Source organism: Cerasicoccus frondis (assembly GCA_031296915.1).
Taxonomy (GTDB): domain Bacteria; phylum Verrucomicrobiota; class Verrucomicrobiia; order Opitutales; family Cerasicoccaceae; genus Cerasicoccus; species Cerasicoccus frondis.
The window spans coordinates 1-14,753 of the sequence record JAVDPC010000054.1 but is presented as its reverse complement, the minus strand read 5'-3'; the positions used below and the strand labels follow the sequence as shown (position 1 = coordinate 14,753).

Sequence of the window (14,753 nt, the reverse complement as noted above, 5' to 3'; positions counted from 1 at the left end):
GGCTTTTCGCTCACAGGCTTCCAGCCTGCGACGCTCAAGCCGCCTTGCTGGACACGAAAAATCACTGCGGCCTGATCCGGCCAATCTAGATGAAAAGTGCTCTAGGAAGGTGGAACAGGGCCGCTATTGCGGCGGCTCGCTTCCATCCATACCCGCAGTTTGCACGACGGGCACAATTTCGGTGATCACAGATTGCAGTCGAGCCATGCCAGCTTCGCGCCCATCGGGGCAATCGGTTTGCGCGAACAGATAGGCCCAGCGATGGCTTTGCATGCGGGTCAGTCGATCCCAGGCAAACCAGGCAAGGCGCTCGCTGTTGGTCGGGGCAATGCGGTCACGGCCGACAAACCAGTAGGCGAACAGGCCAGGAATCTTTTGCTCCCCATCTGCCGTGCGTACCGTGCGTTCAATTTCCAGGACTGAAGCTTGCAGCCCATCCGGCATGCCGGGGACTTCGAAGGTGTGGATGCTCCGCGCTTCAATGGTCCAGCCCTGACCCACGAGGCAAAGCTCTGGCCGGTGGATGGCGCCGCGCCCTTTTCCCGACAGCACGATTGAGAAATAAACGAACTCCTTGCCGCCCAAGTGAACGTAGTTACTGCGGGAAAATCCGGTGTCGTCGGGAAGCACTTGGCGTTCGACTTCGCTGATGGGCGCGCTTTTCCCGAGCCACTCCAGGTTATCGCCCAGCAACGTTGGCAAGGGGCGGGGAGCTGAGCCATCGGCGGTCAGACGCACGCCTGCTTCGGCGCTGCGTCCGAGGTCGTCGACCTTCGCCGCGAAGAGCCCGCAAAGCATGACCCCAAGAAGACCGACACCGAAAGCGGTTGCAATTTGGGCTGAGGGGGGAGGCTGCTTGATCGGGGCGCCAGCAGAGGTTATCGGCTTTTCGGGCAGCCATTTTTCCAGAGCAGAAACGGTGGCCAGCGCCAGCCCGAGCACCACCACGAACACGATGAAGCCGAACCATTCATGCACGAGCAGACCGGCGTCCTGGCTGATCCATTCGGCCGCGAGTATGATCGTGAAAATGCGCAGCACATTGCCTAAGTAGGCAAAGGGAAACGCCACGACGAGGAGCAGTCCGCGCCGCCACCACGTGCGAAAGCAGCAGTAGCCAACCAGCACCGTGAGCGCGGTCAGCGCCACCAGCGAGCGGATGCCCGAGCATGCAGGCTCGACGTCGTAATTAAACGCGCCATCGGGCGCGATCAGGTGCGTGCCGTTGCGAATGACCTCAATGCCGATTCCGTGGGCGAGGGCGGTGGAGCTTTGAATGACCGCCAGACGCAGGTAAAAGCCGAACTCGTCGAACAGGAACTCCAGCGGCAGGGCGAAGAGCAGAAATGCGAGTGGAAAAGCCGTCGCCCGACCAGCGCGGCGCCCTCCAGCCAACCAAGCCAGGCCATTCACGAAAAACAACAGGCCAACGATCGATACGCGCGCCTGCTCGATCACAAGGCCCATTGCGTGAAGCGCCAAGCCGATCAGGATCAGCGTAAGTGAAGTCCATGGGCGTGGTGCGGCGCTGTCTTCCGAGGTGCGCCGCCAGTTCCAGACCGCCAGCCCAGCCGACGCCAGCAGGATAATGGGGCCGTATTCAGTCTGGCTGCGCGGGTTGATCCATTGCAGGCCCCACCAGGCAAAGAGCGACGCCGTGTTGAAATACGAGCGCACGTTGCTGCCGTAAAATTGAAACAGCACAAAGCCCGCGACGCCGAGCAGCGCCGCGCCAATCCAGGCGATGCGTTGAGTCTTGGATGTCATGGCCTTTGGTGGGTGGAGGGCGATGCTCCGTCATCGCCGACGCCTGGGACGGGGGGAGTCGAACGGCGATGACGAAGCATCGCCCTCCCATTTTCAAGCCTCATTTCTAGCCACGGAATCAACGTTTCTAAACAACGCTCAGCGCTGAAGTGGGTAATGCAGCGTGGTTCCTCGAAGTGGCAATAATCCTTGCAGGGAAAGTGCGGACATTGCGGGTCATGCAGGAAGGCGGCGTCGGGGTGGCAGGGGCCGAAACGCACCGGTAGGTTGGGGCCCATGATGGCGAAGACAGGCGTCCCGAAGGCCGCCGCGATATGCATCGGGCCGGAGTCGTGCGCGAGGACAGCGTCCGCTGCGGCCAAGGTTGCCGCCAGTGTAGGGAGTGAAACCGAATCGAGTGTCACGTTGGCGATGGGCTTCAGCCCTTCGCCGTGTCCGGTTGGGTCGGGCATCAGGATTAGTGAAAACTCAGACTGCCCCCGTAGTTCGGCAATGACTCTGCGCCAGTGCTCCTCGGGCCAGCGTCGTGTCGGCTGAGCCGCGCCCGTGTGGAGGAGCACCCACGGTCGCGGCAGATTTTTAAGCGCTGCAGGCAGGGACTCAGCGTAGGCGTCTGCTGGTAGATTGGGTCGTTCAGTCGGCGTCAACCCGGCGCTTGCTGCGAGAGCGCGCCAATCTTCCGCGCGGTGTCTCGCTTCATTGGGCCAGTCGAGTCCGGCATTGAGGAATGGTTTGCCCCAGGCGTGTTGATAGCTCCGTCGATGCTTTGCGCCGATGAGCCACATCAGCAAATGATCGCGTGGATCGGGACGGGCAGAGAATGCGTCGTCGATTCGCAGCGCGCGCAGGCGGCGAATCGTTGACGCCAACTGACGCCAGTTCCATTGCCAGAGGCGGTATTTGCCACGGTGGGCAGTCCAGGGCGCGGTAAGCTCAACCCAGCGAATAGTGGGGAACGTGGGTTCCAGCAACGCGCGTGAAGCGGGTTTGGTCAGCACGGTGACGTCGTCGCCCGCGTTGATGGCGGCCTGCAGGGCGTGCGTCATGAGAACGGCGTCGCCCAGCCCCCACAATTCAATGAAGAGGCATCGGCGTGAGCAATTGGCAGCATCCGTAGCGATGGCGTTATTAAACCGCAACCCTGCCTCGTTTGGCCAAGCAAAAATGATTGGCGCTCGCGGTGGATTGCGACATGTTGGGCGCATGTATTGGGCGCCCGCCATAATGCGACCTCTTGTGATGATCGCCGGCTTGTTGCTGGCGGTCTTGCTGGGTTGGCAGGCGGGAACCGGCAGCCTGGGCGTGACGCTGCTCTTCACTGCAGGCCTGGCGTATGTGGTTATCGTTTCGGTGACGCGTTGCCACTGGGAGGCGCCTTTCATGGCCATGCTCATCGTGGGCTATCTGGTGGGGAACCGCGGTTTTGCGCAGTTGATGCCGGGCGGGCTGCCGCTCTTACCGGGAGAGGCGGGCGTGATGGTGGCCGTGATCGCGTTAGCGTTGCGCATCCCCTTGGAGCGCGATCTGCCATTTCGGTTCAATGCGGTGACAGGGTTCCTCTTGCTGTGGATCTTAACTTCCTCGGTCCACATGCTGTTTGATTTGCCGCGGATGGGGTTTACTGCGGTGCGCGACTTCGCGATGGTCTATTATGCGGTGATCTTTTTTGCCGGACTCTCGTTGGCGCGTAATGCGCGTTCGTTGCAGGTGCTGGAAATAGGGATCGCGGTTGGCTTTTACCTGTCGTGCATCGGCTACGTCATCTTCCTTTTGCGTCCAGACTGGTTTTCCCTCATCACCTATCGTGGCTCACCGATCATTTGGTATAAGGGGGATTTAATGGGAATCTTCGCTGCGGCGGGTATTTTCTACTTCTATGTCTTGTCGCTGAGGTTTCGTCATCCAGCAGCCAAAGCATTTCTACTGCTCGGCATGGGCGCTTGTGCCGGGGCGTTGTTTCTCAGCCTGGCGCGTTCAGCAATCGTCGGGGCGGCGGTCGGAGTGGTGATCATGGTGCTGGCCGGACATTGGCGCATCGTGCCGAAGTTGATCATTGTTGGCATCCTTGGCGCCGGAATGGTCATCGGCGCGGATCTACTACGCGAAAACCGACTCACGGAAAGTCCGCTCTACGCCGCCTTTGAGCATGGCGTGTCGCTGGTTGATGTGACCGGCCGCTACGACTATCAGAATCCCGACAGTGTGGATACGGGTGATAACAACCGCTTCCGTCTCGTTTGGTGGCGTTCGCTAACGCAGCATGTTTTCGAGCACGGGCCCGTCTTCGGTCTGGGCTTTGGCTACAACTTGGCCAACCCGTTTGTGCAGGAGTATTTCCCCACTGGCAATGACCGGTTTTCGGCGCGTAGTCCGCATAATTTCATGCTCACCGTCTTTGGTCGAACGGGGCTGGTGGGCGTTGCTTGCTTGGGCTTGCTCTTTCTATTCCTGGGCGGGCAATTGATCCGCATGGTTATCCGGCAAAAGGCAAAGGAGCCCATTGCCAGGCCATTGCTTTATACGACAATGGCGCTGGTTATTTTCATTGGCGCTCTGTTTCAAGTGGTCTTGGAAGGCCCAATGGGCGCGGTGTTATTTTGGCTGTTCCTTGGACTGGGGCAAGGCTGCTGGATGCAGGTTCAGGAAGAGGCCCAGGACGAAAGCGCTGAGTAATCAGTTTTAGTTCGCATAGTTTTTCAGTGCTGCCTTAGCGTCAGGCTATGTCGATTTCCAGCGCTACGGAATTCATGCGATCGATTCGTCAGGATGACGCCTTGCGGGCAAAGGTCGCCGTCATTGTGGAAACGGCCTCACTGGACGACATCGTTGCCATTGGCGAGGGTGCAGGCTTCAATTTTACCGCCGAAGACTTACGCGTCGCTTATTCGCACGACTGGGAAATGCGCATGATGCGCCATCGCGGGCGGACCAGTTTTAAAGCTGTGAACAATATGCCTGCAACGCCGCAATCACCGTAGCCGTGGTGCAGACCGAGCGGGCGTCGTGCAGCAGTGTCATATCGTGCTGTGGCGTATACATTATGGCGCTGGAGGGCCAACAGCCCATATCCAATTGACTATCTATCAGCACTTTGAGTGCTCTTTCCAGAGGCTCGCGGTAGGCTTCAGTCACCTTGGCTTGCAGGAGGATGCGGGCGCAGCAAGCAGTCGCGAAAATAGAGCCTTCAGGGTAATGGCTGGTGCAAACATACCCGCTTGGGCTGATCCGCTGGGCGGCCCATTGTCGCGCCGACTCCAGAGAAGATTCATTCGCGGGATCGCAGGCTTGCGCCAAACCGAGCGTCGCCAGCATGGTGGAGTATTCGACATCGGGCCACCAGTAGGCATTCCAGTGGCCGTCCTCCTGCTGCATTTTCCGAAGCCGGGCGCAGATTTGCTCAGAATACTCTGGTAAACGTGAGCTCGCCGCCGTGATGCACATATTTTCTTCGAACCAGCCTTTTATGGCGGGTGGGGGCGTCGTATTGCCGGTCGCTTCAAAGTAATAACGATGGATATAGCAGGCAAAGCCACCGCTCGGTAGTTGGTGTTCGGTGAGAAAACGCTTGGCGGCCTCAATGCGAGGAGAATTTTTCTCGCCCAGCGAATAGCCCAGAAGTAACCCCCAAATCGTGCTGTCCGCATCGGGCAGGATGACGTCACTCCATCCCCAGCCTCCCGACTGAAGACCTCGGTGTTGCAGCAATTGCCAAATCCAGCGAGCGGCGCGCTGGCATTGCGGATCAGGCTGTTCAGAAAGCACGAGGGCCACATAGGCCGAGATCCAAACATCACTTGGACCGTCATTACCTAAATCGGCGTAGTCATGCCACCAGCCAGTTGGTTTTCGCGCTTTAAGTAAGTAATCAAGGCCCTTTGCCATAACGTCCTCAATGACCTGCCGGGAGGTGGACGTCCGGTCGGATGGTATTCGGATATTTGGGGGCGGCAGTGTCTTGTCAGGCGGCTTGGGAATCAACCAGGTATAATAAAATCCAAAGTAAGCTTTGGCCTGTTTTTGACCGTCGGGCGCCATGTTGACTTTAATGTGGGTGATCTCCCGACTGAGTGCGCTAAATTGATCGTTCTCGAGAGGCAGGGAGCGAGTAATCGCTTCGTCTGGCCAATGATTGGGGGTTTGCGAGGGGTCTACATGGCCCGGCCATTCCAATAACGCCTTTTTCTTTTGGATAGAGCACAACCCCTCGTTGACCAGGCATTGCAAGAGGAGATTCCATCGCTCTATCAAGTCCAATGAATTTTCGATGAAGCATTCGAGGCCAATATTGGGCGAAATCTGTTCACCGATGTCCAAGCAGAGCTTTATGCCGTCGGCAAAGGCGCTGAGCTTGATTAGTGTTGGCAGTAAGTCGTCGATTTTTCCTGGCCATCCAATCTGGGCCAGGAATTCAGCGGCTCTATCCAGCGGCAGATCATTGATGTTGACCCGTAGCATGCTGGTGGTGCGCGACAACATTACGCCGATGTGCTCAATGCTGCCTTCGTCGCCACATGCTTCTGCGCAGCGGTTCAGGTGGGTCATTATATTGGGGTTCAGGGCTGAGGTAGCCAGTATCACCAATGCATGCTTGGTGATGGGCAAGCACTCCCGGACGGAAAAGTTGTTTTTATCAAAGCCAAAGAACACCGAGGGCGAGCTGCTGGACTGGTCTGTTGTAGATTGATCAAACTCCAGCCAGAATTCATTAATAGCCTCATGCATCGGCGACTCGGCATTCCGCCAATGCTGGGCAAACAGGTGAATGCGCCGCCAGTCGTCTTGCGCCAAGTTATTCGGCTGGTTCGCCATTTCTCCGGCGAATTGCATCAAGCTTTGCGGTTCTCCGGATTTCGATGAAAAGCATTGTTGGACGTCAACGGCGTCATCGTATTTGGCGAGGCGACACTCAAAGCCCATCCGCATCGGATAGCAGGGCGCCAACTGGCTCATCGTTCGCCGCACCTGATCAAATGTGCTAGCATTGAACAGTTCGCTCCGCAGATGGCGGTCAATAATTCCAAGCGTGGTGGTGAGGATGTCGCCCATGGCTATATGAGAGGCATTACGTTTAAGAATGCTGCATTTTACGAGCTTATACAGGCTTTTGGGGGCGCCGGGCTGTGGGGGATCGATTTTATAGTTGTCATTTAGAAATGGTTTAAGTTTAGATTCAGTTATCTTTTATGAAGGAACACTCTACTACTGCGAATCCCAAGCTTAAATCGCTCCTGACGCTTTCAGTTGGAGCCGCAGCGCTGCCGTCCGTGAGTGACGCTGCTATCGTTTATTCTGGCACGCTCAACGAGCAAATTGGTTTCGGTGGCAGTGGAGTTGAGAATTACACGCTGAACTTACCAGGCACCGTAGGGCTGACAATTGAACGCAGCTCTAACGCTATTTACGGCAACCGGGTCGGAGTATACAACAATGGCGGAACGCTAGCGCAGATTCGCGTATCCGGAACTGACGTCGCCATTACGGGCGCCGGGCCCACCTTTAACGCGGTAGGCCTCTCAAGTGCAACTAATGGGCGATTGGGGCTTGTGAATGCATCGTCGGCCACCTTTGGAGCAGGTTCCTTCAGTAATCAGTATATGGCTTTTTCTTTTAATGACAGCACAGCAGGGGGCGCGACGCGCTATGGTTGGGCGGAGTTAAGCCAGATAATTGGCCCGACCACCGACCCGCTGGTGACGCTGCATAGTTGGGCCTACGACGATACCGGCGCCACCATTGCCATGGGCGCTGGCGCAAGCGCGATTCCCGAAGCGTCGACCGTGACGATGAGCGCTTTTGGGGCGCTGGCTTTGGGCGGCATTGTTGCTTGGCGTAAGCGTAAGCAAGCGACTGCTGATAAGCAGCAAGCTGAAGCCTAAGCCCAGAAAGACTTTTCTCCCAAACGCCGCCGGGTAACGGGTGGCGTTTTGTTGACTCTATGCCTTTTGCCGATGTAGCTCGGGGCGCACCGCAGTACCGGCGGCGGCCTGATCGAAAGGCCGCTCCAGCATATCGGCAATCTGAACGATTGTGGGCTCTGCATTGCTGAGGATTTCGTGGTAATCCACGACGAGCACTCGGATATTGTTGCGTGGCGTCAGCCAAGTCATGATGCGTCTGAGCTGCTCGGCGTAGGTCTGCTTCAGCTTTTCGGAGTCCATTTGAGAACCTGTGCGCTTCATCTGATCGAGTAGTTTTTTCTGCGAAGCCACGACTTCATCCAGATCCCGACGCATGAAAATGATTTGATAATGCTCATTGGCGGGCAGTCGGTTGAGCAACTGAGCAACAATTTTGACCGCTTTCCCGCGGGCCCGGGGCAGCCAGTTACGGTTTTTCTGTAATTCGCTGGCTTGCTCGAACTCGAAGTAGCCGAGCGGGTTGCCTTCGTCGGCAATGCGCTGGTTATCGCTGAGTGCTTCAATGCCTCCCGCAGTGAGCAACTGCATCATCATCGAGGTGCCGCTTCGTGGTAGGCCGGATACAATTGTAATGCGTTCTTGCGGATCGACCGGCGGGGCGAACGGTTCAGGGGCCTGGCTGCTTAGCGGCAGGATCTCGTTAATGGAAAGCTGTGACGCGGCCTTGGCTTTGGGAACTTTTTTAGAATCCCGGTTCTGTAGTTCGAAGCGAAGTGTTGTGGCGATTGACTCGTGGTCATCCGCAAGCTCTGGTCGATTTAGATGCTTGCGGTAAAGCTCGACCAGCAACTCGTGAGCGAGTGGTTGATAAGCGTGTTGTGAAAGGGCGACCTGCAAGGTTTGTTCAGCATCCCCGTAGCGTCCGCTGTGCAAGAGCGCTTTGCCTAGCAGTGTGTGCAGAGCTGGCTGAAAATAGATCAGGCTTAGGGAATCCACTGCTGCTTCAATCGCTGCTTCGTAGCGCTTGGTTTTGAGGTAAACTTTGGCCAGGTTGGCGTGGGCTGCGTAGTTTTGCGGGTCATCCCGCACCATTTGCTTCAGCCACGTTTCAGCTTCGTCCGTCTCACCCACCATCACCATGGCGTTGGAGATTTTCTCGCGAATGTCTGCTGGTAGATCAGGCATCGACGCTAATTCCTGGATCCGCGCCATCGCGTCGTTGGCCCGGCCTTCCAGCATGGCCTGGCTGAGCATCATCCACTCCAGCATCATCGTGCGTGGAAACGTGAGTTCACGCAGGTGATGCAGTTTCGCTCTCTCTTGGGGGGAGAGTTCCTCTTTGGGAGCTTTTTCCAGTTCAGCCTTGAAATCATCCAGTTCGATTTGGGCCTCCTTGCGGTACTGCATAATCCGCATTTGCAGTTTATCCAAAGCCTGCCCCCTGCGCTCGGCCTCTTGTAGTTGGCCCAAATATTCGACTACCATAATGCCAAATCGATGCTCTTTGGGCCAATTTTCCCATAGTTCTTCGGCCAATTCGATGGCTTCCCAGAAGCGACTGCCATCCGCATAAGCGCGCGCCAAATTATATTTCAGTTCCCGAACCGTTTGATTGACCGTATCCTGGACGTTTTCGGCGGGTGGTGCGACATAGCCTAGCTCCACCAATTGCTCGAAGGCTTGAGCAGAGGCAACGGCGTCTAATTGCTGCTCCTGCGGGTGCATGCCCGCTTCGCCCGGTACGTCATCCCAACTTTCGATTGTTTTGATCTGTGGCTGGTTTTTAAAGACATTGGTCAACACTTTGCCATCCATGTCCTTGCCGGTTGGCAGGTCCATGAGCGCTAAAATGCTCGGGCAGATATCCAGCAGGCTGGCGCCATAAATCGTGGAGTTGGGCTCGATTTGCGGTCCACTCATGCAGAGGATGCCAAAGTGCCCGTGCTCGACCGCAGGGCCTGCTGGTTCAGCAGGAATATAGCTCGGGCGTTTATGGTCCGGGTGGAAACCGTGATCGCTCATCAGGATCACTGTCGTATCGTCGTCCACGTGCTGGAGTAGGGCGCCGAGCATGAGGTCATGGTAGCGGTAGGCGTTGACCATTACGTGCTGGTAGATTTCAAAGTCTTTCTCTTCGATCCAGTCCAGACGCGGTGGATGATACTTCATGAATCCGTGCCCAAAGTGATCGATGGAGTCGTAGTAAATCGCCGCGAAATCCCATTCTTCCTGGGGCAGCAAATGCATGGCTGCAGCGTGGATCGACATGGTTTCCGCCAGCGTCTTGCCCAGTGAATGCAGACGTTTGTCTTTCGCCTGATCGACGCGCTCATACTCTGGCACGAAGAGGCGGATAAGCTCACCCTCGATTTCCATCGGGTTGACCCGTAGTTCGCGCAACGACTTCGCCAGCTCAGGTGGGTGAACGGCGCTCATTGGCAACGGGCTGGGCTTGCCTTCCTCGCCCTTTTCCTGATGGAAAAAGTTGGAGACCATGACGCCATTGATCGGCTCTGCGGGATGCGAGGGCCACCAACCGACAACCAGCGAGCGTAAACTCTCCTGGCTCAGGATGTTCCAGAGCGCCTTGGTGCTCCGGTTCAAGTTGGTGATGGGACGCACGCCTGAACCGTCGGGAAGCGGCTCGCTAAAACCATGAATGCCGTGTTTGTAGGGACGCTTCCCCGTGGCAATCGACGTCCAAAGCATGGGGCTCAGGGCCGGGTAAATCGTGGCGAGGTTTCCGCGCGCGCCGCGGTTGATCAGGCCTTGCAGGTGGGGCATTTCTCCGGCGGCCAGCAGCGGATCAATCATGCGCCAGTCGGCGGCGTCCCAACCAATGAGTAGTAGCTTTTTCTTGGGCATTGAAAGGATGAATGAGTCAGTTCGCAGCCTACTTGCGCATGGTTAAGTGAGCCAAGACGAAAGTTGCCTCATGGCACACTGCCTAAGGAGTGTTCGAAAATGCAAAAAGCTATTTCAAAAGGTGGAGCCCGGTGTCCCTACCGGGCTTGTTTCATCCAGCGGGTTGACGGAGGGGCAATAGCAAGCCCGGTAGGGACACCGGGCTCCACCTGTTCGAACAGAACCTGGGGGCTGACGGACATTCAAAATAGGAATTCGTCCAGGAGTAGAATTATCATAAGTCCCTGAAGATAAGCACCAAAGGTGCGATTCCATTCTAGCCTAGGGTCAACGTAAGTCGCAGCGTGACTGAAGTGCAGCCCTAGGTATCAGGACACAAACAAACCTCTAAGCCCTGAAGGGGCGGCTTCATGAGGCCGTGCTTTCAGCACTCCAAAGAAACATTGTTGATTCTTCCTAGGGCTGCGCTTCGTCGCTTCGCTTCTTGCTGACCCTAGGCTAGAATGAGACCGCGCCTTTGGCGCTCAGAATGAATGTCCGTTGGCCCTAGGGGCTGACGGACACTGCCTTCAGGATTAACTGCACCCAAGCCTTGAGGTAAACTCATCCAATGAAGTAGCGCTTTTTACTACGACGCTACAGGTTTTGTGGGTGAACTGATATGCTCAGTTTTAAAAAGTGACCATGTCAGTTGGTCATATTGATACTATCAATATAATATTTCGATACTATCAGTTAAGTAAAATGCACCGGGGAGATGGATTAAAATGCCCTTGGTCGCAGCAGGAGCAACCTGCTGGGCGCCGGAGTTACTTGGAACGCTGTGTTCGGTATTTTTGCAGCAGGGGAAGCGGCGCCCGGAGGTAGAGGGATTGTATGGCGCGGTTGTAAGCCTGAAATGTCCTGGCGGCGAAGCGATCCAATGCGGCCTCTTGGGCGGTGAGCTCGGAATTCGGCATGTCTGCTGGAGACTCCAAAAATTTGCCTTCCAGCGAAAAGCGCTGAGCCCAGGCTTGGCGGTAGCGAGCAATTTTCTGGCGTTCGCTTAGGTTGAGGATTTCTTCGCGGGTGGGCGGGGAGTGGATTTTACCGCTGGCCAGGGGGCGGTGGAGGTCGGCCTCGCTGCCGATGGCGAACGCGGGCGCAAATTGCGCGGCATCGACACAGCTTTCGTCTACTTGCAGGAAGCGCCAGATGCGTTGAAGTGTTTCCTCCGGGCTGAGGGTCAACTCATGGTAGCTGAGCTGGCAGACATTGGCTGGAGGTTGCTCAAACGCTGCGAGCAGCTTTTCCAGGCCGACCAAGAACCAGGCGTCAATTAGCGGCTTCTTGAAGTAACGGCTCTTGAGCGCGGCGCGTCGCATGCTGCGTAAAATGTCGGCGGGGTCTCGCCAAAGGATAATGAACTTCGCCTCTGGCTCGGCAGCCAGTAACGCCTGAGCCGAGTGTGCATAGACCGGGCTTTTCTCACCGCCGTAACGGGCGCCTTGACTGGCGGCGTATTCGGCAAAGAGCCGCTTTGCGGCGTCATCCCAAGTGACGGGCGGAGTCGGGTCGCGATCCGTTGGCAAGCCCATGCGGGAGAGTGAACCATTCCAGAAATCCCAACGCTGCCGCCAGTCATTGCGGGGGATGGGGGAGGGCATTAGCGGGAAGCGCTCGTGCAGGTTGAGCTCGTAAATGAGCGCAATGTCGGGGTGTGCATTGAGCAGGCTGTGGAGCAGTGTGGTTCCAGAGCGAAAGGCGCCGAGGACGTAGATGGTCTGCGAAGGAGGGAGCGGGGCCCCCGCTCGGGGCGCTGGCGATGAGATCTTATTTGAGTTGTGACCGCGCGTTTCCCCCATCTTCAATTAGAAGCCCGCCAGGCTGTCCGGCGCAGATTCGCTTTCGCGCTCCTGTTTGGTTTTGTTGAGATGCCGGTCTATCTCGAGCATGAAGACCGTCACCGTATCGCCTTCGTGATTGGCCAGAACTTCGTTATCGTTGCGGTAGAAATTATGCGGGAGGAACGGTTTGTAATCCTTGTCCGGGTAATTCTCTTCGGGCAATTTGCCGCGCGCCCAGTTGCTGCCGCCCTGGTTGCGCGCCAAGAGTCCGTTGATTTCGGCTTGGGTGACGCCGCCAAGGTGGCGATAGGCTTCGAGCACGGATTTGCCCCGGTGATAGACGACGAAGTAAAGCCAGCCCTCTGGGTTGTCCACAGGCTTGCCTGCGTTACGGCCTTCCTTCTGGATGAGCTTGCTTTCGAACGCGCGTTCGTTGCCGACAACTTTATAATAAACGCCGACGGTTAGATCCAGGTTTTCGTGAACGCCCATTTCGCCCCGGTCGTTCACGCCGATGAGGGCATCTTTGAACTTGGTTTGGTTGAGGTAGTGCCGGATCAATGCTTCATCTTCGATGACGATGCCGCGGTTGTCGTCCGTGACGCGGCGCTCGACTTGGGAACGGCTTTCGCCAATGCGGGCTTCCGTCAATGTGCTGCTCAGGATCAGGCAAACTGTAAGGGTAAGGAGTCGGGGGAGGTATTGAGACATGATAGTTGGTTTACAAGCGCAGTTTTGGTTTGGCAAGCATTGTGCGAGTGTGGGATTACGTTGACGTCTGGGCTTGATCGGGTTAGGTTGCTGTAGTGAACGACAGAGAGGATAGTTGGTGGATGATGATGGCGGGCTACTGCCTGATCGTGCTGTCAACCACGCTCTGGCTTGTTGCGCCACTGCCTTGGTGGCTGCCCGAAACAAGCATTTGGCAAAAGTTCATTAGCGGACTTTTGCTCATATCACTTGCCGAGCTCAGCTTCCACTGTGGCCTGCAATGTCTAAGCCCAGCCGAAGCTGCGCAGTTTCATCGTTGGAACAGCCTCAAACGGGGCTTCCGGCGGCTGACGCATCATTAGGTAGTGTTTTCAAATTAAAACTGTTGATGGAACGAGTAAAAATGAATGCAGCGCAAGGCGGCTTGAACGAAGCGCACTGCAAGTGCGTGAGTGAAAAGCTAACGCTGCGATCTTTCATTTTGACCGTTCAGGCCCCGGATGGCTTTTTCCCATCAGCTTCGTTATCTTTCGGTCGAAAGGCTTCCAGGAGTGTGGAAAAGGTAGAGACACCAGCCTCCACCTCTTGAAATAGCTTTTTGCATTTTCGAACACACCCTGAACACTTGTCATCTAACTTGGCGTGAACAGGCAATTAAACTGGAATTGCTCTAAAATCCAAAGGTATAGTTATGATAGCCCGATGTGTAGTTCGCGTTGGCCCAATTTAAGTCATCGTAGGTTTTGATGATCCCTTTGAATGCTGAGGTTGGGTTACTGATTAGTTGAACATTACCGATTTCATAAGGTGCAACTATCTCATCTTCAGTAGACCATGTTTGCCAGCCATTCAGCGTTTTAATTGGTCTGACGTTGCCGTTGCTCTGTTTCAAGTAGATCCGAAATCGATTGTCATCCCATCGTTCAAGATCGTTGATCGCATTGTATTGCCCTAAGTTTGTTCGCGTCCAACTGGCGCCGTTTTGAACTGCTATGTTGATGCCGAAAGCATTTGAGGTACTGTGCTGAGATTCGAACGCCACTAAGTGGTTGTTGGTATCCAGATCGTAGGAGGGAATGGTGATATAGTCGATGCGATGCTCATCAGTGTTCGGGTTGCCTGAATCGAAGACCAGGCATCGATTCATGTGGTCATTGTAATCAACTATAGATCCACAGCTCGCCTGATTCGCGCTATACATGATGTGGTCGTCCAGATTCAGGTAGGCAAAGTAGACATTGCGATGGACAGAGTCATAGTAGCCTGATCCGTCAGCATTTCGACCTGCGAGAATCCAGGAAATGAGAAAACGTTCCGGGTAAATTCCATCGGCGCTCTCATGGACGACTTTTGCATTATAGATCGTCGTTAGCCACTTGTAGTCATCGTTGTTCGGATTGCCTGCGCTGTTATCAATGATGTTGTTGAAATAGCTCCATGTGCTCCCGTGATCAGACGATTTGATGTACCCCAAACTACGGACTGAAGTTGCGCTTTCGCCATCAACAGCTCGGCGAAAAAACAGATAAATGTCTCCATTGTCTGAGAGGATGGGCATGGGATCGCTGGCATCGTGATTTCCAATTTGCACCAATGGCTCCCAGTTCCAGATGCTGTCAGTCTGAGTAGAACGATACATAAATAAATTAGGGGCTGACCTAGCTAAGCGCTTTGATTGGCCTCTCGAACCCAGTGTTTAAGCTGGTTGAGGAGCTGTTTGTGGTTG

The 14,753-nt window shown here is 55.7% G+C and carries 11 protein-coding genes; 4 read left to right on the top strand and 7 right to left on the bottom strand.

From position 1 onward, the window contains the following. Window positions 1–123 precede the first annotated feature (123 nt). Both xrt and RBB63_RS23180 read right to left on the bottom strand, forming a co-directional pair. A complete protein-coding gene (gene xrt, locus RBB63_RS23185; protein ID WP_309387790.1) occupies window positions 124–1,767 on the bottom strand; it encodes an exosortase in 1,644 nt (547 codons plus the stop codon). Next, the gene (locus tag RBB63_RS23180; protein WP_309387789.1) at window positions 1,764–2,813 is read right to left on the bottom strand and encodes a glycosyltransferase family 9 protein; all 1,050 of its coding nucleotides are present in this window, start codon (window positions 2,811–2,813) and stop codon (window positions 1,764–1,766) included. The genes xrt and RBB63_RS23180 overlap by 4 nt, the downstream gene beginning before the upstream one ends. Before the next feature lie 193 nt (window positions 2,814–3,006). On the opposite strand from RBB63_RS23180, the gene RBB63_RS23175 reads away from it, so the two are divergent. Next, complete coding sequence (locus RBB63_RS23175) at window positions 3,007–4,440, top strand: O-antigen ligase family protein (RefSeq protein ID WP_309387788.1); 1,434 nt, start codon at window positions 3,007–3,009, stop codon at window positions 4,438–4,440. A gap of 47 nt (window positions 4,441–4,487) precedes the next feature. Then, complete coding sequence (locus RBB63_RS23170) at window positions 4,488–4,745, top strand: Nif11-like leader peptide family natural product precursor (protein ID WP_309387787.1); 258 nt, start codon at window positions 4,488–4,490, stop codon at window positions 4,743–4,745. Here RBB63_RS23170 and RBB63_RS23165 read toward each other — a convergent pair. Continuing rightward, window positions 4,702–6,813, bottom strand: coding sequence for a prenyltransferase/squalene oxidase repeat-containing protein (locus tag RBB63_RS23165; protein WP_309387785.1), 2,112 nt, complete (start codon window positions 6,811–6,813; stop codon window positions 4,702–4,704). The genes RBB63_RS23170 and RBB63_RS23165 overlap by 44 nt on opposite strands. 137 nt (window positions 6,814–6,950) lie before the next feature. On the opposite strand from RBB63_RS23165, the gene RBB63_RS23160 reads away from it, so the two are divergent. Next, complete coding sequence (locus RBB63_RS23160) at window positions 6,951–7,643, top strand: hypothetical protein (protein ID WP_309387783.1); 693 nt, start codon at window positions 6,951–6,953, stop codon at window positions 7,641–7,643. Between the two features lie 57 nt (window positions 7,644–7,700). On the opposite strand, the gene RBB63_RS23155 is transcribed toward RBB63_RS23160, so the two are convergent. From RBB63_RS23155 to RBB63_RS23145, 3 genes are all read right to left on the bottom strand, one after another. Beyond that, window positions 7,701–10,490 carry an alkaline phosphatase family protein gene (locus RBB63_RS23155; protein ID WP_309387781.1) on the bottom strand — a complete coding sequence of 930 codons (2,790 nt, stop codon included), beginning with the start codon at window positions 10,488–10,490 and terminating at the stop codon, window positions 7,701–7,703. A gap of 809 nt (window positions 10,491–11,299) precedes the next feature. Further along, entirely contained in the window at window positions 11,300–12,334 is a 1,035-nt protein-coding gene (locus RBB63_RS23150) for a sulfotransferase family protein (RefSeq protein WP_309387779.1), read from the bottom strand. A 6-nt stretch (window positions 12,335–12,340) separates the two neighbouring features. Further along, window positions 12,341–13,027, bottom strand: a complete 687-nt coding sequence (locus tag RBB63_RS23145) for a hypothetical protein (protein ID WP_309387778.1) — start codon at window positions 13,025–13,027, stop codon at window positions 12,341–12,343. 95 nt (window positions 13,028–13,122) lie between these two features. On the opposite strand from RBB63_RS23145, the gene RBB63_RS23140 reads away from it, so the two are divergent. Continuing rightward, window positions 13,123–13,389 (top strand): hypothetical protein, encoded by a 267-nt coding sequence (locus RBB63_RS23140; RefSeq protein WP_309387776.1) that lies wholly within the window; start codon window positions 13,123–13,125, stop codon window positions 13,387–13,389. 308 nt (window positions 13,390–13,697) lie between these two features. Here RBB63_RS23140 and RBB63_RS23135 read toward each other — a convergent pair whose 3' ends face one another. Next, window positions 13,698–14,666, bottom strand: coding sequence for a hypothetical protein (locus RBB63_RS23135; RefSeq protein ID WP_309387775.1), 969 nt, complete (start codon window positions 14,664–14,666; stop codon window positions 13,698–13,700). Between the last annotated feature and the right edge of the window lie 87 nt (window positions 14,667–14,753).

Excerpts from the sequence above, each read along its gene's own strand:
- RBB63_RS23150 (WP_309387779.1), bottom strand. The coding sequence starts at position 12,334 with ATGGGGGAAACGCGCGGTCACAACTCAAATAAGATCTCATCGCCAGCG.
- RBB63_RS23165 (WP_309387785.1), bottom strand. The coding sequence starts at position 6,813 with ATGGGCGACATCCTCACCACCACGCTTGGAATTATTGACCGCCATCTG.
- RBB63_RS23155 (WP_309387781.1), bottom strand. The coding sequence starts at position 10,490 with ATGCCCAAGAAAAAGCTACTACTCATTGGTTGGGACGCCGCCGACTGG.
- RBB63_RS23170 (WP_309387787.1), top strand. The coding sequence starts at position 4,488 with ATGTCGATTTCCAGCGCTACGGAATTCATGCGATCGATTCGTCAGGAT.
- RBB63_RS23160 (WP_309387783.1), top strand. The coding sequence starts at position 6,951 with ATGAAGGAACACTCTACTACTGCGAATCCCAAGCTTAAATCGCTCCTG.
- RBB63_RS23180 (WP_309387789.1), bottom strand. The coding sequence starts at position 2,813 with ATGACGCACGCCCTGCAGGCCGCCATCAACGCGGGCGACGACGTCACC.
- RBB63_RS23145 (WP_309387778.1), bottom strand. The coding sequence starts at position 13,027 with ATGTCTCAATACCTCCCCCGACTCCTTACCCTTACAGTTTGCCTGATC.
- RBB63_RS23175 (WP_309387788.1), top strand. The coding sequence starts at position 3,007 with ATGATCGCCGGCTTGTTGCTGGCGGTCTTGCTGGGTTGGCAGGCGGGA.
- xrt (WP_309387790.1), bottom strand. The coding sequence starts at position 1,767 with ATGACATCCAAGACTCAACGCATCGCCTGGATTGGCGCGGCGCTGCTC.
- RBB63_RS23135 (WP_309387775.1), bottom strand. The coding sequence starts at position 14,666 with ATGTATCGTTCTACTCAGACTGACAGCATCTGGAACTGGGAGCCATTG.